The organism is Pseudoalteromonas sp. D15MCD-2, from assembly GCF_038562745.1.
Taxonomy (GTDB): Bacteria; Pseudomonadota; Gammaproteobacteria; order Enterobacterales; family Alteromonadaceae; genus Pseudoalteromonas.
This window is the reverse complement of sequence record NZ_JBCFQE010000001.1, coordinates 2,495,276-2,518,962: the sequence shown is the minus strand read 5'-3', so window position 1 is coordinate 2,518,962 and position 23,687 is coordinate 2,495,276. Positions and strand designations below refer to the sequence as shown.

The following is a 23,687-nucleotide window of genomic DNA, read 5'->3' as shown; positions in this document are numbered from 1 at the left end:
GCGAGGATAAATTTAATGTGTGGTATCGTTGGCATAGTCGGAACTTCTCCTGTTAATCAGGCGTTATATGACGGCTTAACTGTTTTGCAACACCGCGGTCAAGATGCAGCTGGCATCATTACCATTGAAAACAACACGTTTAGCTTACGTAAAGCCAATGGCCTTGTAAAAGATGTATTTCATACACGCCATATGAAACGTCTGCAAGGTACAATTGGTATTGGCCATGTTCGCTACCCGACAGCTGGTTCTTCTAGCTCGTCTGAAGCGCAACCTTTCTATGTTAACTCGCCATTTGGTATCGCACTTGCGCACAATGGTAACTTAACAAACGCAGAAGCATTAAAGCAGCAATTATTTTCAGAAGCTCGCCGTCATGTTAATACAACATCTGACTCTGAAATTTTACTTAACATCATGGCGCATGAATTAAGTAAATCGAACAAGCTAAAACTTGATGCTGAAGATATCTTCACAGCGGTAACTGAAGTGAATAATAAAGTAACCGGTGGTTATGCAACAATTGCAATGATCATTGGTCACGGTATTGTTGCGTTTCGTGATCCGAACGGTATTCGCCCATTAGTATTTGGTAAGCGTGAAACTGCAAATGGTACTGAGTACATGTTTGCATCAGAAAGCGTTGCTTTAAAAACAGATGGCTTTGAGTTTGTTCGTGACGTTGCACCAGGTGAAGCAATTTACGTAACTGAAGATGGTCAACTTTTCTCACAAGCGTGTGCTGAAAAAGCAACTTACTCGCCGTGTATCTTTGAGTTTGTTTACTTTGCGCGCCCAGACTCAACAATTGACCGTATGTCTGTTTATGCAACACGTGTAAACATGGGTACTAAGTTAGGTGAGAAAATCGCACGTGAATGGGCTGACAAAGACATCGATGTGGTTATTCCAATCCCAGAAACATCATGTGACGTAGCACTTGAGATTGCATCAGCTCTTAACCTGCCATACCGCCAAGGTTTTGTTAAAAACCGCTACATTGGCCGTACGTTTATCATGCCAGGCCAAGAAATGCGTAAGAAGTCAGTTCGTCAAAAACTGAATGCCATTGACCGTGAGTTCAAAGGTAAAAACGTATTACTTGTTGATGACTCAATTGTTCGTGGTACAACGTCAGCGCAAATCGTTGAGATGGCTCGTGAGTCAGGTGCGAAGAACGTTTACTTCGCATCAGCAGCGCCAGAGATTCGTTTCCCGAACGTTTACGGTATTGATATGCCATCGGCAGCAGAGCTAATTGCTCATGGCCGTGAAGTTGAAGATATCAACGCCAGCATTGGTGCAGATGGTCTTATCTATCAATCGCTAGATGATTTAATCTCAGCAGTAAGCCAAGAAAACCCAGAAATCACCCGTTTTGAAACATCAGTATTTGATGGTCAATACATCACAGGTGATATCGACCAAGATTACCTAAACCACATTGACCGTTTACGTAATGATTCAGCGAAATCAACTCGTGAAAATGCGATGTCAGCAAGTTTAGAGTTACATAACCAAGAAGAAAACAGCGCTGATTAATCAGCCTTGATTTGATTGGTATAAAAAAGGAGCTTCACAGCTCCTTTTTTGTTTATGGAAAGAAAGGAAAATAACAATGAACTTAAGTAAACATAGGGTGGACAATTCCGTTAGTCCATAAAATAGCTGTCGCAGCTAAAATAATTACCAGTAAGATCAGCCCACAGGTGACTACTGAACTGGCATAGATAAATCCTCGCTCTTCAGGAATGTGCATTAAAATTGGCACCCCTGTGTAGAGTAAATAAACTGAGTAGGCCAGTGCTACAAGGCCTACACATACCACAAACCATAGTTCAGGTAAGAATGCCGCAAATGAAGACATAAATACCGGCGTTGCAGTATAAGCTGCAAGCTCTAGGGTTTGTGTAAAGGTGGGTTTTGCACCAAAGGTCACTGCCATCCAATGAGCTAAATATGCCAGTGCAAAAACGCCCGCAATTAGTGCAAAGTACATCGCAACCGCGATAAGTAATGCACTATCATGGGTTAAATATACAGCCTCACCTGCGCCAATACTCCAGCCCAAATAAACTGATGAATAGTAGCCCATTAATGAAGGAATACAGGCGATTAATAAAATGTGCGATAAGCTATAGCGCAAGCTTTCGTGACGGTTATCAATTGTTTGCCATTCTTCGAGTGGGTGAGCGTATAAGCCCCATAAGTGGTTTAGAATCATAATCATTGCCCCTGTAAAAAAGGAATATGAGCTGTTTTATTTTTGTACAGCTTTGATTAAGTTATGGTTCAGTAATTAAGTCTTGTCAAGAAGCTGAAATAATCGATATAGCCGATTAAATGTAACTCTTTAGTGCATATAGAAAATTACTTTGCACTGATGTGGGTCATGGAACGTGGGCTAATTTATGTGATAAAATCCAATTAAGATTTTTGATGAGAAGTTATTCAGTGCCTTATTCTGATTTATTAGCGCCCATTCATTCTTTTTTAGAGTGCGAAACGCCTGATGAGTGGATTGCTGCGGCAACCAAAAAAGAAAACTTAGATGTGGTTTTAATCGACCATCTTATCTGTGAATTAAAAGCAGCTCAGTCTGCCATGTTTTTAATTCGTAAGTACGCGGTTGATAAAGAAAGTAGTGATGCGTTGCTTGAGTGGTTAAAACCATTTGAGACGCTTGTATATAAGCGAGAAGGAGATTGGCGTGAGCTTGCAGATAAAAACAAGCTGACTAAATCAATGATCCCAAAACCTAACTCACCTTATGGGCAAGATCTCATTGATAAAATGGTGATGCTCATTAAAGAAGAACTACATCACTTTTATCAAGTCCTTGAGATCATGGATGAATATGGTATTGAATATAAAAGTATTACCCCATGCCGTTATGCCAAAGGGATGCTGCGCCATGTAAAAACATACGAGCCAGATGCCTTGGTAGATAAGTTAATTATCGGTGCTTACATTGAAGCTCGTTCATGTGAGCGCTTTGCTAAATTAGCCCCACATGTTGATAAACGCTTAGGTGATTTTTATATCTCACTACTGCGCTCTGAAGCGCGTCATTACCAAGATTATTTAACTCTTGCGCAAGAAATCAGTGAGTTTGATATTACTGAGCGTGTTGAATTTTTTGGTCAACTTGAAGCTGAGCTTATTTCAACCCCAGATGAAGACTTCAAATTTCACAGCGGTGTGCCTGCATAATATATTAAATCAGAGCGCCTGTTTGGCGCTCTAGTTCATTTATCTTGCCAAATTAGTGGGTTTTACCCCTATTCAAATTAACTAATTCTCATTACTTTTCTAATACTTATTCATTTATTGTTTTAGTAAATAATTTGTATCTTTTAAAATCTTGCACTACCTTTGACCTAGGTTGCTATTAACATTCGTAAGATAGAATCATAAGTTGTTAAAAGGAGAAGTCATGCGTGATTCTAATGTGCCTTTCGAGTTTAAAGAAGATGCTTCTGAACAATCGCATACTCAAAAAACATGGAAAGTTTTAACGGTTGAAGACGACTTAAATTATCAACAAGCATTACTAAACAGTTTTAATGCCATATCTCTAGATAACAATGAGTCTCTTGAGGTATTAACGGCAAATTCAGTGTCAGAGGCATCGTCTGTGTTATCGCGTCACAAAGACATCGCTATTGTATTTCTTGATGTGGTAATGGAAGAAGATGATTCAGGCCTACGACTTGTGAATACTATTCGCCACGTATTAGGCAACAACGATATACGCATAGTGCTATTAACAGGGCAGCCAAGCTTTGCCCCCGAACCACAAGTAATGCAATCGCTTGATATTGACGAATATTGGAATAAGTCTGACATGACGGTAGATAAACTTAAATCTATCGTTAGTAGCCATCTTCGTACGTATCAATATATTTCGCAAATCTCAAATGCCAAACAAGGACTGCAGTTAGTACTTGATGCGGCAAGAAGCATTAATAGTAAACACGACATACGTGCATTTTCTCATGCGGTGCTAGATGAAATAGGTAAAATTTTGCATCTATCTAAGGGAGGCGGCGTATTATGCGTTGGCAATGAAAAGCACGTTGATAAACACCCAAAAGTTCTTACTAGTGTCGGTTGTTACAGAGGGCTTGATGGTAAAGAGCTCAGCACTGATGTGCTCAGTGAAGAAGCACAGCAATCGTATATTTTAGCAAGAGATAAAAAAGAGCATGTGTTTTCTGAGCATTACAGTGTTTTTTATTTTGATACCGCTGATGTTGATGTTAGCTATTACATCACGATTGTTAAATCAGATGTTCCCATCGACGAGCATAATGTATTTTTACTAAAGGTATTTAGTGAAAATGTCAGTACAGGCTTTTCGAATATTGCACTGATGAACCGCCTTACTGAGCTTGCTTACACCGATATAACGCTAAACATGCCCAACAGGAACTGGCTCCAGCGCGAAATCGATAACATGAACAAATACGAACAAGCTGAAACTCAGTTAGTGGTGTTTGAGATACTTCAGTTTGACGAAAAGTCTTTTCGGTTTGGTCATGAATTTTGTAAAAAAACACATCTAAAAATGCGCGAGAATATTTTGCAAGCCTTAGCGCCGTATCACCCTCGTATCGCTGTTTTTAAAAGTGATTGTTTAGGTGTTTTAGTGTCAAGCCATGCATTTGAAGATGAAAGCGTTGTTGACTCTTTAAAACGTCAATCTTTTGAAATTGATGGGGTAAAACAGTATTTAGATGTGCGTATTTTAGTTATGCAATTAATCGCCTTTGAAGATCATAGCGCAGAGCAAATATTCAATTTAGCAGAGTCTACTCTTAATGATGAAAACACACAAAGAGCTGAGCTTCTCTATTATACGTTAGATAATACCAAAGCGATTACACGGCGCTATGAATTGATGCAAGAGCTGCGCACCGCAATACGCAACAAAGAGCTCCAAGTAGCCCTACAACCCAAGGTTAATTTAACCACTAATGAAGTCATTGGTTTTGAAGCTCTGGCGCGATGGCAAAGAGGTGATGGAACATTTGTCAGACCCGATGAGTTTATTGAACTTGCCGAAACTGCAGGACTTATTAGTGAGTTAGATAAACTTATTTTCGATAAAATAATGCAGACGATTAAGCAATTTGCAGAGCAGGGCGTTAGTTTGCCAATCGCGTTTAATGCCTCTACGTTTGATTTGTTAGCCGATGATTACTTTGTTGAGATTGCGGCACGTATTGAGGAATATGGCATTTCACCTTCGTTACTTGAGCTTGAAGTAACAGAGACCCAAGCAATTTTTAACTATGAAAAGATCAATACATGTTTATGTCGTTTTGCGGGCTTGGGTATAAAAATTAGTATTGATGACTTTGGTACTGGCTATTCGTCACTTGCCCATATTAGTGAAATTCCTGCGCAGATAATAAAAATAGATCGCTGCTTTGTAACCGATATTCAAGAGTCAAAATCTAACCAACACATTATCGAAATGATAATGTTGCTGGCAGAAAAATTTGGCTTTGCAGTAACAGCAGAGGGTATTGAAACAGAAGCCGAACACAACTGGCTTATTGAGGCGGGGTGTAATATAGGCCAGGGCTACTATTACGCAAAACCCATGTTTTATGATGATGCATTGCAGTGGCTAAAGGGCAGGTCTAATTAACTTTTATGGTAGAAGTAACAAGCCAATATAAGCCACTGAAAAAAAGTCTACTTTTTAAATTTATGGTCATGGTTGCTGTTAGCTTATTAATTAGCTTGATGGTTTATGTGATTCAATACCAAATACAAAAAAGTAGTGTCATGCTTTTGCAAGATAATACCTTACTTGCCGCTCACAATACCCTAAGCAGGGAGCTTGGTGATGTACGTAAAGTTGTTAAGTTGCTGGTGGCCGATGATATATTAAAGCAAAGTGGTGAAAGCGCATTACTTGAGCATCAAATACAAACCCATTTTGTGAACTTTGGTTTAGCCGCAGAAAACATTTCTCAAATACGTTGGCTAGATAGTGAAGGCCAAGAAAGGTATCGGGTTAACTTTAAAGCAGGGCAAGCGGAGCGAGTACCAACAAAACAGTTACAAAATAAAAGTAGCCGTTATTATTTTACCGAGGGGATGGAGCACAGGAAGGGTGAAGTTTATATCACGCCAATAGATTTAAATGTAGAGCGTGGCGCAGTTGTTACACCGTATGAACCAACATTAAGAGCATCTTACCGAACCACAAGCGATGATTTTATTCTAGATGGGTTAGTGGTTGTCAATTTTGACCTGTCGAAAACTTTACAGCAAATAAAGTCACTCAGCACCTTACAAGCACAAATACAATTAATTAATGGCGAAGGTTATTGGTTGTTACATCCACACAAAGATAAAGAGTGGGGGTTTATGCTGGAGCAACCTATGCTGACACTCAGAAATGAAGATAGCTCATTATGGCAAGTAATCGCCCAACTGCCGAAATATCAGGATCTTATTGCATCGCACAGTCATGCAACTAGTTTTTTAAAAATGACCTTAGGTAATAATAGCGCAAATGGTACAAACGATATTATTGTACTGGTAAAGGCGGATGATTCTGTACAAAACGAGATTATCTTACGATCTTTTATTATCGCTTTAGCTTGTGCTATTAGTTTGATATTAATTTCTGGTTTATATCTGAAACGCAGTTATCGAGATCAACGTAAGATTATTAAAGCCAGAGCGCACTTAGAACACGAACAGCAGGAGCTGCTTACAGCCAATAGTAAGTTACAACGCTACATAAAACAGCAGCATCAACTACAAGGTGAACTCATTGAAGCACAAAGGTTGTCATCACTCGGTTTAATGGTGTCTGGTGTAGCCCACGAAATGAATACGCCACTGGGTGGTGCTGCTATTTCACTATCGAATGCACAATTAATTAATCAACAACTCAAAGATAAAATAGATGAAGGCTTTACTAAGCAGTTTTTAGAATCAAGCGTAGAAAAAGTTGCCGATAATTTAAGGCTTTCAAGAGTAAATTTAGAGAAGGCTATTGATCATGTGAAGAGCTTTAAAGAAATGGCCCATGATCGGTCAAACGATCAATATATTAGCTTTAATATCGAAAAAGTCATCGATGATCTACTACTTGGTTTAAAATCCCGCTTTAAAGCTTCAAAAGTAACCATAGAAACTAAAATCGATGTCAAAAAAGACATTGTTAGTCGCCCTGGGATTATCTCTCAGGTTATTGAGAGTTTAATCGTTAATGCAATTTCTCACGCCTTTGACGAGCTTGATAACAAACAAATTCAATTGCATGTACATTTAAATCAACAAGGTGACCTTTGTATTAGCGTTTCTGATAATGGTTGTGGGATTGATGACTCTTTGCGTAGTAACTTATTTGACCCCTTCGTGACTACATGTAGAAACCATGGTCATACAGGGTTAGGTTTGTACCTTGTGCATGAATGGGTTACGAGTGTTCTTAACGGAAAAATCCAGCTAGTTGCAAGCAAAGACCTACCTGAAGGAATCGCAACGCAGTTTAAGATAACCTTGCCACGCTTGAAAAAGAACAAAATTAGTTAGCATAGGTTTTTTCATATAGTTGCGTAATGTGACTAATTTCTTTTTCATTCAGTTCATAATGCTTCAGTATCTCTAAAAGCTTGCCTGACGCCGTAATTGCTTTAAGACCTAAAGATAAATTTTGTTGGAAATACTCAGCCTGAGGGTGATTTTTATCAGTAATCACATGTAAGTGTTGAGTAGCAAGATAGGGGGTAACTATTTCTAATTCTGTTTGCTTTGCTTGCTGTAAGCGCTCGCTATTATCGAGCCAATACAAGGCAACCTCTTTTGTGCCTGCAACTAAATCAACACGACCATGCTTTAATAGCAATAAGCTCTCAACCAAGCTACCCGTTGTTACTACGCTAAGGTTTGGGTGGTGCTCAAATTGCTCACTAACCACATAGTCTTCACCCTTGCTAATTGTATATGGCTTTAATGAATACAAAGAGCCTGTGTAGGTAATTTTGCTATCAACACGCTTGAATAACACGGTATGTGCGGTAGCTAATGAAGGTGAATATGTAAAATTTTTTGCTCTTTGCTTGGTATAAAAAGCACCTAGCACTGCAACACGTTTATGGCGTTTGGCAAGCTTTAGAGCACGTCCCCAGTGGGTGTATTCAATGGTGGCTTGATGTTTTTGTGTTTTCAGTGCTGCGATGATGACTTCGTGCAGCCAGCCCGGCTTGTTTGGCTTATCAATAAAATAAGGAGGAAACGGCTCTGTGACCAATTGCCAAGTTTGGCAATTGATTGAAAAGCTAAATAGTAAACAACAACATAAAAGGCTTAACCGACTCATCATAGATAATGCATTTTTTGACAATACTGGTTAAAGCATAGTTAAAATATCGGCTATTTAAAGGGCGTATGGACTAGTTTTTGCTGCTCTGGAGTAGCTCTTAAGTATGAACCTTGCTCATACCAGTCACCCAGTACAGTGCGGGTTAGTGTTTTTCCATTTTGCTTATAGTGATGCACATTAGGGCGGTGAGTATGACCGTGGATCATATTAGCAACCTGATGCTTTTCAAACATGGCTAAAACCGCATCTTCGGTAACATCTAAAATCTCTAAGGCTTTGCCAGCTTGGCTTTGTTTTGATTTTTCGCGGGCGTTGCGGGCAATCTTCTTACGATACCAAAGCGGCATAGCAAGCATTAGTTTTGGCCACCACCAACCACGGCTTTTTTTACGAAACTTTTGATATTCAATATCTTGAGTGCACATTTCATCACCGTGCAAGATAACTGTTGGAGTACCGTATAAATCAATAACAACTTGTTCAGGTAGTAAAGTCATACTTGCGCTTTTTGCATAGTCTTCTCGCATAATGAAATCGCGATTACCATGAATAAAAAACACCTCAGTACCACTTTCACTGACTTGGCTTAAACGTGCGGCAACACTCTTTGAAAGGTCAGTTTGATAGTCATCACCTACCCATACTTCAAAAAAGTCACCCAAAATATACAGTGCATCAACGTCATCATTAATAATCTTGCTATCAAGAAAATCAAAAAATGCCGCAGTGATGTCTGGGCGGTTTTCTGTTAAATGGAGGTCGGCAATAAAATAACTTTGTTTCATGGTTACTCGCAAAAAAGCGGGCAAAGGCCCGCTTAAAAAGACTAAACGATTAAATTAGCTAACCGTTACTTTTTCGATGATTACATCTTCAAGAGGTACGTCTTGGTGGAAGCCAGCGCTGCCAGTAGCAACACCTTTGATTTTGTTTACCACGTCCATACCTTCAACAACTTCTGCGAACACGCAGTAGCCCCAGCCTTGTGATGTTTCACTGCTGAAGTTTAAGAAGTCATTGTCGTTAACGTTAATGAAGAACTGCGCAGTTGCTGAATGTGGATCCGGCGTACGTGCCATTGCTAATGTGCCCACTTTATTTGCAAGGCCATTATTTGCTTCGTTTTCGATAGGGTTGTTTACTTCTTTTTGAACCATACCCGGCTCAAAACCACCGCCTTGTACCATAAAACCATCAATTACACGGTGGAAGATAGTACCGTTGTAAAAGCCAGCATTCGCATACTCTAAGAAGTTTTTAACTGTGTTTGGTGCATCGCTTTCGTGCATCTTGATAGTGATGTCACCAAAGTTTGTGTGTAGTACAACCATGAGGTTTCCTATATCAGGTTTAATAATGGGGCTATTTTATAGTAGTTGTCTTTGATTAACAAAGAGCTTGTTTAAAACGATTAACAAAGTGCTTATTCAATTGATAAAGCGCTAGAGCAGCGGCTTTGCAAGTGTTACCATAGAGAATCTCGAAACACCGTTAAGGACATTTTATAAATGGTACAAATTTACAACACACTTACGCGACAAAAAGAGCAGTTTAAACCCCTTGTTGATGGCAAAATCGACATGTACGTGTGTGGTATCACCATTTATGATTACTGTCACATCGGTCATGCTCGTACTTTTGTTGGTTTTGACGTGATTGTGCGTTACCTACGCCACATCGGTTACGATTTAAAATACGTTCGTAACATCACTGATGTTGACGACAAAATCATTAAACGTGCTAACGAAAATGGTGAGTCAATTAATGACTTAACGACTCGTATGACCAAAGCCATGCATGAAGATTTCGATAGCTTAAATATGCTGCGTCCGGATGTTGAGCCAACAGTAACAAACCACATGGATGAAATAATCGCTATGGTTGAGCGTTTAATTGCCAAAGGCCATGCGTATGTTGCTGCAGACGGTGATGTATTGTTTGACGTATCAACCTTTGAGCAATACGGTGCGTTATCACAACAAGACCTAACCATGCTACAAGCTGGTTCTCGTGTTGAAGTTGCACAAGATAAGCAAGATCCACTTGATTTCGTGCTTTGGAAAAAAGCCAAGCCAGAAGAGCCGTCATGGTCTTCACCATGGGGTGAGGGTCGCCCTGGTTGGCATATTGAATGTTCGGCAATGAGCTCTAAGCACTTAGGAGAACATTTTGATATTCACGGTGGTGGTTCAGATTTACAGTTCCCGCACCATGAAAACGAAATTGCTCAGTCATGCTGTGCAAATAACGGCAAGTACGTTAATACGTGGATCCACACAGGTATGGTTCAGGTTAATAAAGAGAAGATGTCTAAGTCTTTAAACAACTTCTTTACCGTACGTGACGTATTAAAAGAGTACGATGCTGAATCAGTTCGTTACTTCTTAATTTCAGGTCATTACCGTAGCCAGCTTAACTATTCGCAAGAAAACCTTGAGCAAGCACGTTCGTCACTTGAACGTATTTACACTGCACTGCGCGGCGTAACGCCAATCGAATGTGATTTAGCTAGCAGTGAATATGTGGCTAAATTCAGAAAAGCGATGGATGATGACTTTAACACACCAGAAGCATTGCCTGTATTATTTGAATTAGCAAAAGAGCTAAACCGTGTTAAAGACAGCGATGCAGAGCAAGCAGGTAAGCTAGCTTATGTACTACGCAGTGTTGCTGAGGTATTAGGGGTAGCACAACAAGACCCAGAAGCCTTTTTACAAGGTGGCCAAGCTGACGACGAAGTAGCACATATCGAAGCGTTAATAGCAAAACGTAACGAAGCCCGCGCAAGCAAAGATTGGGCGGCAGCTGATGAAGCACGCGATGCATTGAATGCGCTTGGTGTGGTACTTGAAGATTCAGCTGGAAAAACAACATGGCGTAAAGCCTAACTATTCATCGAAGCATAACTCATTAAAAAAGGTTGCCAACGAGGCAACCTTTTTTGTTTTTAATCAATATAGCTATTGACCTCAACTGTACTTGAGCTTTTACCTTGCCATCTCTTCGTATTAACAAGGACAGACATTGAATATTTTACTTGCCATGATCCCCGCCTTTTTATGGGGCACCACCTATGCAGTGACCAAATATGCCACACCTGATTGGCCGCCACTTTTATTAGGCGCATTACGTGCATTACCTGCAGGGTTATTACTTTTATTACTTAAACCTAGTTTGCCGACCCGTTCGCAGTGGCCAAGTTTATTGACTTTAGGTGCGGTGAATATCGCGCTATTTTTTGCCTTTATTTTTATCATGGCAGTGAATCTTCCTGCAGCTATAGCAGGGGTAGGGATGGTGTCTGTGCCAGTTGTGGCTTTGTTATATGCTTGGCTTACTAAAGGACAGCGACCTGCAAAAATTCAAGCAATTTGCGCTATAGCGCTGGTGGTATTGGCTTGGCTGTTGTTCGACCCAGCACACGTGGCATTAAATGTATTGGGAGTGGCCGCTTTATTTGGGGCCTTACTGACTATTGTGATTGGTAGCACCTTAGTACAAAGTTTGTCGGTGCATATACATTGGTGGGTTGTGCTTACCTGGCAGTTAATCATTGGTGGCACTATTTTATTATTGGCTGCGTTTATTGATGGCAGTTTACTTCACCCAGAACAATACCAAGTGATATTTGAGCCTATCTCAGCGCTGCAATATTCTGCGCTATTTTGGTTAATCGTGCCCAATACCGCTATCGCCTATATTCTGTATGTTTGGTTATTAGGACGCATGACTGTGGCTGAGTTTTCATTCGGCACTATTGCTAACCCAATCGCGGGAATAGTATGCGCTGTTTTACTCATAAACGAACAATATCAAGACTGGCAATACCTATTAATGTTTTTGATGATTGTGTTTTCAGTGCTCCCCCAGATGCTAAAGCTTAGGCAGTTCAAACTACAAAACAATTAAAAGCAAAAAAGGCTGCCAATTGGCAGCCTTTTGCAATAATTTAGCTCTTCTTAGCTGTGGTACTTTTCACACGCTTCAAGGGTGTTTTCGATTAAGCTTGCCACAGTCATTGGGCCAACACCACCTGGTACTGGTGTAATGAAATGTGCTTTTTGTTCAGCGATATCGTATTCAACATCACCAACAAGCTTGCCAGATTCAAGGCGGTTAATGCCTACATCAATTACGATAGCACCTTCTTTAACCCAATCACCCGGAATGAACTCAGGTTTACCAACCGCAACAACTAATAAATCAGCGCGGCGAACATGCGTTTCTAAATCTTGAGTAAACTTATGACACACCGTTGTTGTACAGCCTGCAAGTAAAAGCTCAAGTGACATAGGACGACCAACAATGTTTGACGCACCAACAACAACTGCGTGCATACCTTTGTAGCGGACACCGGTAGAGTCGAGTAGGGTGATAATACCCTTCGGTGTACAAGGACGAAGTGCCGGCATACGCTGAGCTAAACGACCAATATTATAAGGGTGGAAACCATCAACATCTTTATGTGGTGTGATGCGTTCAAGAATTTTTTCAGCATCAAGACCCTGAGGTAAAGGTAACTGTACTAGAATACCGTCTACTTCTTTGTCTTCGTTTAGTTGATCTATTAATGCAAGTAAATCTTGCTCAGTTGTGTCGCCAGGTAAATCGTAAGACTTAGATACAAAGCCGACTTCTTCACATGCTTTACGTTTAGAACCAACATACACTTGGCTAGCTGGATCTTGACCAACTAACACTACTGCTAGTCCTGGAGCGCGTAATCCATTCGCTACACGCTCTGCAACTCGCTCTGCTACATTGCTGCGTACTTGTTTAGCTATTGCCTTACCATCGATGATGTTTGCCGTCATGGGTGACCTTTAATTGGGGTTAGTTAACTTGATACTGATACATCTAAATATGATTATCCAATAAAGGGGGCGTGGATACACAAATCATGTTTGTTTGATCATATTTATTTATGTTGCGTATTTTCGCAGAAAAGCATCATAGCGCCAAGATGCAATCTTATATAAAGCGCTACTTTATAAAAAAGAGTTCAAATTTTAGCTTATATTTGCAATATTTAACCATTATGAACTAAAAGTGACCGATTGAATTATTTTCTTAAAAAAATGTTTGACCTGACTCGGTCAAATCACTATTATGCACCCCGTTGTTAACGAGGTCACTCGCAAACAACGGTAAGCATCGGCGATTAGCGCAGTTTGGTAGCGCACTTGGTTTGGGTCCAAGGGGTCGCAGGTTCAAATCCTGCATCGCCGACCACTTTACTCTTTGTAAATGGTGCTTACAGGCAAACTTATGAAGTTTTCGATGCGCCCGTAGCTCAGCTGGATAGAGCAACGCCCTTCTAAGGCGTTGGTCGAAGGTTCGAATCCTTCCGGGTGCGCCATTTGAAAATATGTAAATGCCGTGGTGATTGTAGCTCAGTTGGTAGAGCCCCGGATTGTGATTCCGGTTGTCGTGGGTTCGAGCCCCATCAGTCACCCCAATTTACTCTAAGATATCGGCGATTAGCGCAGTTTGGTAGCGCACTTGGTTTGGGTCCAAGGGGTCGCAGGTTCAAATCCTGCATCGCCGACCACTTTTAATAAGCGGTCTTTATTTTCAAAACTTCTCTCAGTATCGGCGATTAGCGCAGTTTGGTAGCGCACTTGGTTTGGGTCCAAGGGGTCGCAGGTTCAAATCCTGCATCGCCGACCACTTTTAAAGATTTATGGTCAAAGAACAATTGGTTTGGGTATATCCAATTCAGTCGCAGGTTCAAATCCTGCATCGTCGACCACTTCTCAATTTCTAAATACATCCTTTAATTCAGCTTAATTCTCCTTTGTCATTTTGTTGCGTTCGTTTTTTACGCATTTAAACGCTGATTGCTGCTATATACGCCAAATAATTGCCCCCCAGACTCGACTATCATAAATATTAGGTTATAATGCCGCGTCTATTGTTTAACATAGTGCCCATAGGGGCAAAGCAGCAATGGTATCTCATGGTTACAATGCGCCGTTTTAAGTTGAAATATTCAGCGTTAAAACTTGCTATCACTCATGGAGATCACCTTGTTTGTAAGGAAGGCGAACAGTCGCCAAAATTGAAGATTGAGGTAAATCATGCAAGTTTCTGTTGAGACGACTCAAGGCCTTGAGCGCCGTCTGACCATCACCGTTCCTGCAGAGAACGTTGAGACTGAAGTAAAAAAACGCTTACAACAACTGTCTAAAACCCAGCGTATCGATGGTTTCCGTCCTGGTAAAGTACCAGCGTCTATCATCAACAAGCGTTACGGTGCTGCAGTACGTCAAGAAGTTGCAGGCGAATTAATGCAACGCAACTACATCGAAGCAATCGTTTCTGAAAAAATTAACCCAGCTGGTTCACCTACTTTCGCTCCTAAAGCGTTAGAAGCTGGTAAAGATTTAGAGTTCGATGCAACTTTCGAAGTTTACCCAGAAGTTGAAATCCAAGGTTTAGATAAAATTGCTGTTGAAAAACCAGCTGTATCTGTAACTGACGAAGACCTAGCTAACATGCTAGAAACTCTACGTAAGCAACACGCTTCTTGGGCTGAAGTTGACGCAGCTGCAGGCGAGAACGACCGTGTAACTATCGACTTCGTTGGTTCTATCGAAGGCGAAGAGTTTGAAGGCGGTAAAGCTGAAGACTTCCCACTAGAACTTGGTCAAGGTCGTATGATCCCAGGTTTCGAAGACAACATCGTTGGCAAAAAAGCGGGCGAAGAAGTTGTTGCTGAAGTAACTTTCCCTGAAGAGTACCACGCTGAAAACCTTAAAGGTAAAGCTGCTACTTTCGCAATCACTGTTAAGAAAGTTGAAACTCAAGAGCTTCCTGAGCTTAACGACGAGTTCGCAACTAAATTCGGTGTAGCTGAAGGCGGTGTTGACGCTCTTAAAGAAGAAGTTAAAAAGAACATGACACGTGAGCTTGACCAAGCAGTTAAAGCTAACGTTAAAGATCAAGCTATCAAAGGTCTTTTAGCTAACAACGAAATCGAAGTGCCAAAAGCGCTAGTAGATCAAGAAATTGATGCACTACGTCAGCAAGCTGCACAACGTTTCGGTGGCGACGCTAAAAACATGCCTGAGCTTCCAGCTGAATTATTCCACGAGCAAGCTGTAACTCGCGTTAAGACTGGCCTATTACTAGGTGAAGTAATTAAAGCGAACGAGCTTAAAGTTGACGACGCTAAAGTTGAAGAATTAATCGCAACTGTAGCTTCTGCATACGAAGATCCAACTGAAGTAGTAGAGTACTACAAAGCAAACGATCAGCTTATGCAGCAAATGCGCAACGTAGCGATGGAAGAGCAAGCAGTTGAAGCTATCCTAGCTAAAGCAAACGTGACTGACGTTGAAAAAGCATTCGACGACATCATGAATCCACAGCAAGGTGCTTAATAAGTCATTGACTTAAGCTCTCGCTAGCGATTAAATGGCTCGTGTTACCCTGTATTTATACAGCGTACTCGGGCCATTTTAGTTTGTGGTATCAGTTTCAAAAAAACCAACAATACTGATGTTATTTCAGAACTTTTTTCGGCGAGGATTGAATTTGTTCTGATAAGTTCCTATATAGTTATAAAGATTGAATAGACAGCTTAACTTACATTAGTATAAATGTGCTTTCCTTATAGTAAGGATGAGTCGCAGCGGATAAGGAATTAAATAAGAATGAATAGCGGTATGATAGACCCTCTAAACGCACTAGTCCCTATGGTTGTTGAACAAACAGCTAAAGGTGAGCGCTCATATGATATTTACTCACGTCTTTTAAAAGAGCGCATTATTTTCTTAACTGGCCAAGTAGAAGATAACATGGCTAATTTGATTCTTGCGCAAATGCTGTTTTTAGAATCAGAAAACCCAGAAAAAGATATTTATCTTTACATTAATTCGCCAGGCGGTTCTGTGACTGCGGGTATGGCAATTTACGATACAATGAATTTTATCAAGCCTGATGTAAGCACTATTTGTGTTGGCCAAGCGGCAAGCATGGGTGCATTCTTGCTATCAGGTGGCGCTAAAGGTAAGCGTTTTTGTTTACCTAACTCACGTGTAATGATCCACCAACCATTAGGTGGCTTCCAAGGTCAGGCATCTGACTTTGAGATCCATGCCCGTGAAATTTTATCAATTAAAGATAAGTTAAACCGTTTAATGGCTGAACATACTGGCCAGCCACTCGATGTGGTTTCTCGTGATACAGACCGTGATAACTTTATGACTGCTAGCGAAGCAGTTGAATACGGCCTAGTTGACTCAGTATTTTCAAGCCGCGATTCGAAGTAATCTGAATAGCTAATAATAACGTATTGTTAGCTATCACCCTTTACTATGCGAAAACTGATATTCTTTGATATAGTTAAACATAGTGAATTAGCAGTAGCCCAGTGCTACTGCCAACGTAATAAATGAGGTAGCTGAATGTCTGACACTCCTACAGACGGCGACAAAAGTAATAAATTGTTATACTGCTCTTTCTGCGGCAAAAGCCAGCACGAAGTTCGCAAACTAATTGCTGGCCCTTCAGTATATATTTGTGATGAATGTGTAGAGCTGTGTAACGATATTATCAGGGAAGAAATCAAAGACATTGCGCCGAAGCATAATGCGTCTGATAAACTGCCTGTGCCGAAAGAAATTCGTGATCACTTAGATGATTACGTGATTGGCCAAGACCACGCTAAAAAAGTGCTGTCGGTTGCGGTATACAATCACTATAAACGTTTACGCAATCAAACAATCAATGCAGATATTGAGCTTGGTAAGAGTAATATTCTACTAATCGGTCCTACAGGTAGTGGTAAAACATTACTTGCTGAAACCATGGCTCGTTTACTTGATGTACCATTCACGATGGCCGATGCAACGACACTAACTGAAGCAGGTTATGTAGGTGAAGACGTTGAAAACATCATTCAAAAGCTACTGCAAAAATGTGATTACGACGTAGAGAAAGCACAACGTGGTATTGTTTACATTGATGAAATCGACAAGATTTCTCGTAAGTCTGACAATCCATCGATCACCCGTGACGTATCGGGCGAAGGTGTACAACAAGCCTTACTTAAGCTAATTGAAGGTACGGTTGCATCTGTGCCACCACAAGGCGGCCGTAAACATCCACAGCAAGAGTTCTTGCAAGTTGATACTTCTAAGATCCTATTTATCTGTGGCGGTGCGTTTGCTGGCCTAGATAAAGTGATTGAACAACGCAGCCATAAAAATACCGGTATTGGTTTTGGTGCTGAAGTTAAGCAATCATCAGGTAGCCGTAGCTTAAGTGAAACATTCAAAGATGTTGAACCAGAAGATTTAGTGAAATACGGATTAATTCCAGAGTTCATCGGTCGTCTTCCGGTTGTTGCGACACTCACAGAGCTAGATGAAGCGGCGCTTATTCAAATCTTAAGCGAACCAAAAAATGCATTAACTAAACAGTTCTCTGCATTATTTGCGATGGAAGATGTTGAGCTTGAGTTCCGTGAAGATGCACTTAGCGCAATTGCTCATAAAGCAATGGAGCGTAAAACAGGTGCTCGTGGCTTACGTTCAATCGTTGAAGGCGTATTACTTGATACTATGTATGAATTACCTTCGATGGATGATGTTAGCAAAGTGGTTATTGATGAAACCGTTATAAAAGGTGAATCAGACCCAATTTTGATTTACCAAAGCGGTAACCAAGACAAAGCTGCATCAGAATAAAGCTGTAATAGTTTAAAAGTTAAGCAGTTGAACACGAAAAAGGAGCCAAAGGCTCCTTTTTTTATAAATATGTTGAACTTTCCCTTACATATCCCCATATACTTGAGTAATCTTTAAAATAAATGAAGTGCGAAGAGAATATAATGACGCTTGAGAGAACAGATCGAGTCGAAATCCCCGTGTTGGCACTGCGCGATGTAGTGGTTTATCCACACATGGTGATCCCGCTATTTGTTGGTCGTGAAAAATCAATAAAATGCCTAGAAGCGGCGATGGACAAGGACAAACAAATTTTCCTAGTGGCGCAAAAAGACGCCTCTGTTGATGATCCGCAGCAAGATGATATCTACCGTGTTGGCACCATTGCCACAGTACTTCAGTTATTAAAGTTACCTGATGGCACAGTTAAAGTGCTTGTTGAAGGCACACAACGTGCGAGCGTTGAAACGTTTTTAGATAACGATGATTTCTTTGTGGCAGAAGCACAGTACATCGAATCAAGCCATATCGACGAGCAAGAACAAGATATCTTTATTCGCAGCGCAATTAGCCAATTTGAAGGCTACGTAAAGCTTAATAAGAAGATCCCACCTGAGGTACTTACTTCTGTGTCTGGCATCGATGAAGCTGCACGCCTTGCTGATACCATGGCAGCACACATGCCGCTTAAGGTACCTGAAAAGCAAAAAGTACTTGAGATTGCTGATGTGACTGAGCGTCTTGAATACTTAATGGCACTGATGGAAGGTGAGATTGACTTACTGCAAGTTGAGAAAAAAATCCGTACCCGCGTGAAAAAGCAGATGGAAAAGTCGCAGCGTGAGTATTACCTCAACGAGCAAATGAAAGCGATTCAAAAAGAGCTTGGCGAACTTGATGATGTACCCGATGAATTCGAAGCAATTAAAAAACGCATCGAAGAGTCTGGTATGCCTAAAGAAGCGCAAGAGAAAGCAAACGCTGAGTTATCTAAATTAAAAATGATGTCGCCGATGTCGGCGGAAGCAACCGTCGTGCGCTCGTACATTGATACGTTAATCAATGTACCTTGGAAAAAACGCTCTAAGGTGAAAAAAGACTTAGCTGGCGCACAAAAGATTTTAGATAGTGACCATTACGGCTTAGATAAAGTTAAAGAGCGTATTATTGAGTATCTAGCGGTGCAGCAGCGCACTAATAAGCTTAAAGGCCCAATTTTATGTTTAGTCGGTCCTCCTGGTGTAGGTAAGACTTCACTTGGTCAGTCAATCGCACGTTCTACAGGTCGTAAATATGTGCGTATGGCATTAGGTGGCGTTCGTGACGAAGCGGAAATCCGTGGTCACCGCCGTACTTACATTGGTTCTATGCCTGGTAAGTTAATCCAGAATATGACTAAAGTTGGTGTAAAGAACCCATTATTCTTATTAGATGAAATCGATAAGATGTCATCAGATATGCGTGGCGACCCAGCATCAGCATTACTTGAAGTACTTGATCCTGAGCAAAATAGCCATTTTGCCGATCACTACTTAGAAGTTGATTACGACTTATCTGATGTGATGTTCGTGGCAACATCAAATAGCTTTAATATTCCAGGTCCATTATTAGACCGTATGGAAGTGATTCGTTTATCGGGTTACACCGAAGATGAGAAGCTAAACATTGCTAAACAACACTTGATTCCAAAGCAAGTTAAGCGCAATGGTTTAAAAGAGCATGAAGTTGAAATTGCTGACAGCGCAATTATTGGCATTATCCGCTACTACACACGTGAAGCGGGCGTTCGTAACTTAGAGCGTGAAGTGTCAAAACTATGCCGTAAAGCAGTTAAAAACATCCTACTTGATAAAGACACTAAAAAGGTCCTTATCGACGATAACAACCTTGAAGAGTTCTTAGGTGTACAACGCTTTGATTATGGTAAAGCAGAAGACGGTGACCGTATTGGCCAAGTAACGGGTCTTGCGTGGACTGAAGTAGGTGGTGATTTACTAACTATTGAATCTGCAGCTGTACCAGGTAAAGGCAAGCTAACTTACACAGGTTCGCTTGGTGATGTAATGCAAGAGTCAATTCAGGCTGCGATGACGGTCGTTCGTAATCGTGCTGAAAAACTTCGCATTAATAGCGACTTCTATGAGAAACGTGACATTCATGTTCACGTGCCAGAAGGTGCAACACCAAAAGATGGCCCAAGTGCTGGTATTGCCATGGTAACTGGTTTGGTATCGAGCTTAACGGGTAACCCAGTGCGCTCAGATGTTGCAATGACAGGTGAAATCACATTACGTGGTGAAGTATTACCTATTGGTGGCTTAAAAGAGAAGCTACTGGCAGCGCATCGTGGTGGAATTAAAACCGTTATTATTCCAAAAATTAACGAACGTGACTTAAAAGAGATCCCAGACAACGTATTAGAGGGCCTTGAAATTCACCCAGTTACATGGATTGATGACGTTTTAAAACTGGCTTTGAAGCACCCAGTTGAGAGTTTTTCTGTCGAAACTGAAAAAAACCAGTAAAAAACCGCAAAAAAGTGCATTTAGGGGCTTTTCAAATACAAAGGGTATGATAAGTTAAGCACTAGTTTTCAAGCCTAGGCCTTATGTGGCCTAGGGTTGAGAAAAATATAATAAACTGAGCATAAACTTAATTTGCTCATAAATTTTCAAAACAGTGATGTTATTTTTTATAAAAACAATCGCTCTTGATAATAACAATGAAAGAGGATGATATTGTGAATAAATCTCAATTAATCGATCAAATCGCAGCTGACGCTGACATTTCTAAAGCGGCTGCAGGTCGTGCACTAGATTCATTCATCGAGGCTGTTTCAGGCGCTCTTAAAGATGGCGATTCAGTAGCGCTAGTTGGCTTTGGTACTTTCTCTGTACGTGAGCGTGCAGCGCGCTCAGGTCGTAACCCGCAAACTGGTGAGACTATCCAGATTGCTGCAGCAAACATTCCTTCTTTCAAAGCAGGTAAAGCGCTGAAAGACGCAGTAAACTAATCATTAAAGATTAGTTGGTGAGAGATACCTAATCACACTTAAATTGAATTTAGGTAACTTATCACCAGTTACTTCAAGTGAAAAAGCGTATCTGGTAAGATACGCTTTTTTTACATGAGCAGGGTTAATTTGTACCTGATCAGAATAGAGATAGATAAATGCTTGAGAAAATCAGAGAAGGTTCGCAGGGACCTGCAGCCAAAATTATTTTAGGCGCGGTGATTTTATCTTTTGCTTTAGCTGGGATCGGTGGTTATTTAGGACAAACCACAGAGCAACCCGTTGCAGAAGTAAATGGAGTTAAAATTAGCCAAACCGAATTCAGCCGTGCATACCAAAACGAACGTAACCGTTTAGAACAACAATTTGGTGAATACTTCGCACAAATCGCTGCTGATCCAAATTACATGGCACAAATTCGCCAAGGCGTAATCGACCGTTTAGTACAACAAGAATTGCAAACTCAACTAGCGGCAGAATTAGGTCTTCGTGTAAGTGACGAAAGTGTTCGTAAAGCAATTTTAGAAATGCCTTACTTCCAAGTAGGCGGCCAGTTTAGCAACGACCGCTACTTACAAGTTATTCGTCAAATGAATTTCCAACCAGATGCTTTCCGTGAATATTTACGTGAAGACATGACACGCAGCCAATTAGTAGGTGCTGTTGCTGGTACAGATTTCATCTTAGAAAATGAATTAAACAACAGCGTTGCTCTACAACAGCAAACGCGCAGTATTGATTACTTAGTTGTTGCTAAAGAATCATTACAAGCAGGTATCGAAGTAACAGAGCAAGAAATTGCTGATTACTATGAGTTGAATCAACCGCAATTCTTAGCACCAGAGCAAGTGTCTGTAAGCTACATTGACTTAAATGCAGCTACCTTAACGCTTGATTCAAGTGTTTCAGAAGAAGATATCAAAGCTTACTATGATCAAAACAGTGCACAATATGTTGAGCCTGAAAAACGTCGTGTATCGCACATCTTAATTGATAACAGCGAAGACGACGATGCAGCAAAAGCGAAAGCTGAAGAGCTACTAGCGCAGTTACAAAACGGTGCTGATTTTGCTGAGCTAGCTGAGTCATCTTCTGATGACGTAGTGAGTGCAGAAATGGGCGGCGACCTAGACTGGATTGAACGTGACATGATGGACCCTGCGTTTGAAGATGCAACGTATGCACTTGAAAGCAAAGGCGACATTTCTGACGTTGTAGAATCAGAGTTTGGTTATCACATCATCAAACTTACTGATATTCAAACACAGCAAGTTAAACCATATGCTGACGTAAAAGATGAGCTTCGCGCTGAACTTGAGCGTACTAAGAAAATTAATGCGTTCTATGAAAAGCAAACTCAAATGGGTGAGCTTGCGTTCGAAATTTCAGATACTTTAATTGATGCAGCAGAAGCAGCAGGCGTTGAAGTACAGAAAACAGAACTTGTTACTCGCAATGCATTACCTGAGCCGTTAAACAACCCACAAGTTGTTACTGCTATTTTCTCACCTGAAGTGTTAGAAGACCGCATGAACTCAGAAGTAATTGAAGTAGGCGATGAGCATGCTGTTGTTGTTCGTGTAAACGATCACAAAGCTGCGACTACGAAAGCACTAGCAGATGTTTCTGAGCAAATTAAGGCGACGTTAGTTTCACAAAAAGCATCGGAGCTTGCTAAAGAAAAAGCACGCACTCTATACGCTGAGATCGAAGCTGGTAAGAGCCTAAACGAAGTTGCACAAGCTGAAGGCCTAACAGTACGCCAAGAAGCTGCACTTGCTCGTCAAGCTTACACAGTGTCACCAGCGATTGTTCAACAAGCTTTCAAAATGGCTCACCCACAAGGTGCACCAGAGGTTGAAGTTGTTGACCTAAACAATGGCGATGCGGCAATTGTTGCGTTAAAAGCAGTTAATCCAGCGACTGAAGTTGAGATTAATGAGCAACAAAAGCAAAACATCACTATGGCTCAAGTGAATAAAAACTACATGGTATTTATTGCAGCACTAAAAGCACAAGCTGAAGTGCAAGTACCGCAAGCGACTCAAGCTGCTGAATAATTAGCAAACTGAGTTAAATAAAAGGCGCCTACTGGCGCCTTTTTTGTTACCGTTAAAGGTAATTCAAGTTACAAGGAGCATTTATGGAGTACAGTCTAATTGAGCAGCTACCAAGCGCAGAAGAGTACTGTGATATGCGCCTCAAAGCTGGCTTATCAGCACGTTCATTAGCGGCTGCAAAGGCGGGGTTACCAAACTCTCTTTATGCTATTTGTATTCGTAAAAACGATGAGTTGATTGGCATGGGCCGCGTTATTGGTGATGGCGGTTGTAATTTTGAAGTGGTTGATATTGCCGTATCACCTGAGTATCAAGGGCAAGGGTTAGGGCGTGTCATTATGGAACATGTTGACCGCTACATTGAATCTGCCGCCTTTGAAGGTAGTTATGTCACTATGGTCGCTGACAAACCTGGCTTTTACGAAAAGCTTGGCTACAAGTTTGTCGCACCACAAAGCCAAGGGATGTATAAAAAGTTTTGATACGAGTGAAAAGTAACAAGGGGAAAGAGTAAAGCTGCAAGAGTAAAGTTAATTGAGTGATCAAACCGCTCGCGTAGGAGGCGTTTTAACGCCGAATCAAAC

At 40.9% G+C, this 23,687-nt stretch carries 18 protein-coding genes and 5 tRNA genes; 18 read left to right on the top strand and 5 right to left on the bottom strand.

Annotated features, from left to right (window positions below):
* The first annotated feature begins 15 nt into the window (after positions 1-15).
* Positions 16-1,542 (top strand): amidophosphoribosyltransferase, encoded by a 1,527-nt coding sequence (gene purF, locus AADY36_RS11550; protein ID WP_054562087.1) that lies wholly within the window; start codon positions 16-18, stop codon positions 1,540-1,542.
* An 82-nt stretch (positions 1,543-1,624) separates the two neighbouring features.
* Here the strand turns inward: purF and AADY36_RS11545 are convergent, their stop codons facing one another.
* Positions 1,625-2,224: a Yip1 family protein gene (locus AADY36_RS11545; RefSeq protein ID WP_054553157.1), complete on the bottom strand. Its 600-nt coding sequence runs from the start codon at positions 2,222-2,224 to the stop codon at positions 1,625-1,627.
* Between the two features lie 230 nt (positions 2,225-2,454).
* Here AADY36_RS11545 and miaE point away from each other — a divergent pair, with 230 nt between their 5' ends.
* From miaE to AADY36_RS11530, 3 genes are all read left to right on the top strand, one after another.
* Complete coding sequence (gene miaE, locus AADY36_RS11540; RefSeq protein ID WP_342409275.1) at positions 2,455-3,213, top strand: tRNA isopentenyl-2-thiomethyl-A-37 hydroxylase MiaE; 759 nt, start codon at positions 2,455-2,457, stop codon at positions 3,211-3,213.
* A gap of 223 nt (positions 3,214-3,436) precedes the next feature.
* Complete coding sequence (locus tag AADY36_RS11535; protein ID WP_055198042.1) at positions 3,437-5,659, top strand: GGDEF/EAL domain-containing response regulator; 2,223 nt, start codon at positions 3,437-3,439, stop codon at positions 5,657-5,659.
* A 5-nt stretch (positions 5,660-5,664) separates the two neighbouring features.
* Positions 5,665-7,566, top strand: coding sequence for a sensor histidine kinase (locus tag AADY36_RS11530; protein ID WP_342409000.1), 1,902 nt, complete (start codon positions 5,665-5,667; stop codon positions 7,564-7,566).
* Here the strand turns inward: AADY36_RS11530 and AADY36_RS11525 are convergent.
* From AADY36_RS11525 to AADY36_RS11515, 3 genes are read right to left on the bottom strand one after another with little or no spacing between them, the layout of a single operon-like run.
* Positions 7,559-8,356, bottom strand: a complete 798-nt coding sequence (locus tag AADY36_RS11525; RefSeq protein ID WP_054562082.1) for a transporter substrate-binding domain-containing protein — start codon at positions 8,354-8,356, stop codon at positions 7,559-7,561. The two genes, AADY36_RS11530 and AADY36_RS11525, sit on opposite strands and share 8 nt — an antisense overlap.
* A 50-nt stretch (positions 8,357-8,406) precedes the next feature.
* Positions 8,407-9,141, bottom strand: coding sequence for a UDP-2,3-diacylglucosamine diphosphatase (locus AADY36_RS11520; protein ID WP_054562081.1), 735 nt, complete (start codon positions 9,139-9,141; stop codon positions 8,407-8,409).
* Positions 9,142-9,195: 54 nt separating this feature from the next.
* The gene (locus AADY36_RS11515; protein WP_054562080.1) at positions 9,196-9,687 is read right to left on the bottom strand and encodes a peptidylprolyl isomerase; all 492 of its coding nucleotides are present in this window, start codon (positions 9,685-9,687) and stop codon (positions 9,196-9,198) included.
* Between the two features lie 177 nt (positions 9,688-9,864).
* Between AADY36_RS11515 and cysS the strand changes: the two genes are divergently transcribed.
* Both cysS and AADY36_RS11505 read left to right on the top strand, forming a co-directional pair.
* On the top strand, positions 9,865-11,244 hold the full coding sequence (cysS, locus tag AADY36_RS11510) for a cysteine--tRNA ligase (RefSeq protein WP_054562079.1): 1,380 nt from the start codon (positions 9,865-9,867) through the stop codon (positions 11,242-11,244).
* Positions 11,245-11,380: 136 nt separating this feature from the next.
* Positions 11,381-12,265: a DMT family transporter gene (locus AADY36_RS11505; RefSeq protein ID WP_342408999.1), complete on the top strand. Its 885-nt coding sequence runs from the start codon at positions 11,381-11,383 to the stop codon at positions 12,263-12,265.
* Positions 12,266-12,315: 50 nt separating this feature from the next.
* Here the strand turns inward: AADY36_RS11505 and folD are convergent, their stop codons facing one another.
* Entirely contained in the window at positions 12,316-13,170 is an 855-nt protein-coding gene (gene folD / locus AADY36_RS11500) for a bifunctional methylenetetrahydrofolate dehydrogenase/methenyltetrahydrofolate cyclohydrolase FolD (RefSeq protein ID WP_054553151.1), read from the bottom strand.
* Between the two features lie 341 nt (positions 13,171-13,511).
* Here folD and AADY36_RS11495 point away from each other — a divergent pair.
* The 12 genes from AADY36_RS11495 (at position 13,512) to AADY36_RS11440 (ending at position 23,585) form a co-directional block, all read left to right on the top strand.
* Positions 13,512-13,588, top strand: a tRNA-Pro gene (locus tag AADY36_RS11495).
* Positions 13,589-13,638: 50 nt separating this feature from the next.
* Positions 13,639-13,715: transfer RNA gene (locus tag AADY36_RS11490), tRNA-Arg, on the top strand.
* 23 nt (positions 13,716-13,738) lie between these two features.
* Positions 13,739-13,814 (top strand) — tRNA-His (locus tag AADY36_RS11485).
* Positions 13,815-13,830: 16 nt separating this feature from the next.
* Positions 13,831-13,907: transfer RNA gene (locus tag AADY36_RS11480), tRNA-Pro, on the top strand.
* Between the two features lie 42 nt (positions 13,908-13,949).
* Positions 13,950-14,026, top strand: a tRNA-Pro gene (locus tag AADY36_RS11475).
* Positions 14,027-14,436: 410 nt separating this feature from the next.
* A complete protein-coding gene (gene tig, locus AADY36_RS11470; protein WP_054553149.1) occupies positions 14,437-15,741 on the top strand; it encodes a trigger factor in 1,305 nt (434 codons plus the stop codon).
* Positions 15,742-16,014: 273 nt separating this feature from the next.
* Complete coding sequence (gene clpP, locus AADY36_RS11465; RefSeq protein WP_054562075.1) at positions 16,015-16,632, top strand: ATP-dependent Clp endopeptidase proteolytic subunit ClpP; 618 nt, start codon at positions 16,015-16,017, stop codon at positions 16,630-16,632.
* Between the two features lie 135 nt (positions 16,633-16,767).
* Entirely contained in the window at positions 16,768-18,051 is a 1,284-nt protein-coding gene (gene clpX, locus AADY36_RS11460; protein ID WP_054562074.1) for an ATP-dependent protease ATP-binding subunit ClpX, read from the top strand.
* 143 nt (positions 18,052-18,194) lie between these two features.
* Positions 18,195-20,555, top strand: a complete 2,361-nt coding sequence (lon, locus tag AADY36_RS11455; RefSeq protein WP_055199285.1) for an endopeptidase La — start codon at positions 18,195-18,197, stop codon at positions 20,553-20,555.
* A gap of 197 nt (positions 20,556-20,752) precedes the next feature.
* Positions 20,753-21,043 (top strand): HU family DNA-binding protein, encoded by a 291-nt coding sequence (locus AADY36_RS11450; RefSeq protein ID WP_175580427.1) that lies wholly within the window; start codon positions 20,753-20,755, stop codon positions 21,041-21,043.
* 158 nt (positions 21,044-21,201) lie between these two features.
* Positions 21,202-23,103 carry a peptidylprolyl isomerase gene (gene ppiD, locus AADY36_RS11445; protein ID WP_055022258.1) on the top strand — a complete coding sequence of 634 codons (1,902 nt, stop codon included), beginning with the start codon at positions 21,202-21,204 and terminating at the stop codon, positions 23,101-23,103.
* A gap of 83 nt (positions 23,104-23,186) precedes the next feature.
* Positions 23,187-23,585: a GNAT family N-acetyltransferase gene (locus AADY36_RS11440; RefSeq protein ID WP_054562071.1), complete on the top strand. Its 399-nt coding sequence runs from the start codon at positions 23,187-23,189 to the stop codon at positions 23,583-23,585.
* Positions 23,586-23,687 lie beyond the last annotated feature (102 nt).

Excerpts from the sequence above, each read along its gene's own strand:
- AADY36_RS11520 (WP_054562081.1), bottom strand. The coding sequence starts at position 9,141 with ATGAAACAAAGTTATTTTATTGCCGACCTCCATTTAACAGAAAACCGC.
- AADY36_RS11515 (WP_054562080.1), bottom strand. The coding sequence starts at position 9,687 with ATGGTTGTACTACACACAAACTTTGGTGACATCACTATCAAGATGCAC.
- AADY36_RS11525 (WP_054562082.1), bottom strand. The coding sequence starts at position 8,356 with ATGATGAGTCGGTTAAGCCTTTTATGTTGTTGTTTACTATTTAGCTTT.
- AADY36_RS11530 (WP_342409000.1), top strand. The coding sequence starts at position 5,665 with ATGGTAGAAGTAACAAGCCAATATAAGCCACTGAAAAAAAGTCTACTT.
- cysS (WP_054562079.1), top strand. The coding sequence starts at position 9,865 with ATGGTACAAATTTACAACACACTTACGCGACAAAAAGAGCAGTTTAAA.
- clpX (WP_054562074.1), top strand. The coding sequence starts at position 16,768 with ATGTCTGACACTCCTACAGACGGCGACAAAAGTAATAAATTGTTATAC.
- tig (WP_054553149.1), top strand. The coding sequence starts at position 14,437 with ATGCAAGTTTCTGTTGAGACGACTCAAGGCCTTGAGCGCCGTCTGACC.
- AADY36_RS11450 (WP_175580427.1), top strand. The coding sequence starts at position 20,753 with ATGAAAGAGGATGATATTGTGAATAAATCTCAATTAATCGATCAAATC.
- AADY36_RS11440 (WP_054562071.1), top strand. The coding sequence starts at position 23,187 with ATGGAGTACAGTCTAATTGAGCAGCTACCAAGCGCAGAAGAGTACTGT.
- AADY36_RS11545 (WP_054553157.1), bottom strand. The coding sequence starts at position 2,224 with ATGATTCTAAACCACTTATGGGGCTTATACGCTCACCCACTCGAAGAA.
- purF (WP_054562087.1), top strand. The coding sequence starts at position 16 with ATGTGTGGTATCGTTGGCATAGTCGGAACTTCTCCTGTTAATCAGGCG.
- folD (WP_054553151.1), bottom strand. The coding sequence starts at position 13,170 with ATGACGGCAAACATCATCGATGGTAAGGCAATAGCTAAACAAGTACGC.
- AADY36_RS11535 (WP_055198042.1), top strand. The coding sequence starts at position 3,437 with ATGCGTGATTCTAATGTGCCTTTCGAGTTTAAAGAAGATGCTTCTGAA.
- lon (WP_055199285.1), top strand. The coding sequence starts at position 18,195 with ATGACGCTTGAGAGAACAGATCGAGTCGAAATCCCCGTGTTGGCACTG.
- clpP (WP_054562075.1), top strand. The coding sequence starts at position 16,015 with ATGAATAGCGGTATGATAGACCCTCTAAACGCACTAGTCCCTATGGTT.
- ppiD (WP_055022258.1), top strand. The coding sequence starts at position 21,202 with ATGCTTGAGAAAATCAGAGAAGGTTCGCAGGGACCTGCAGCCAAAATT.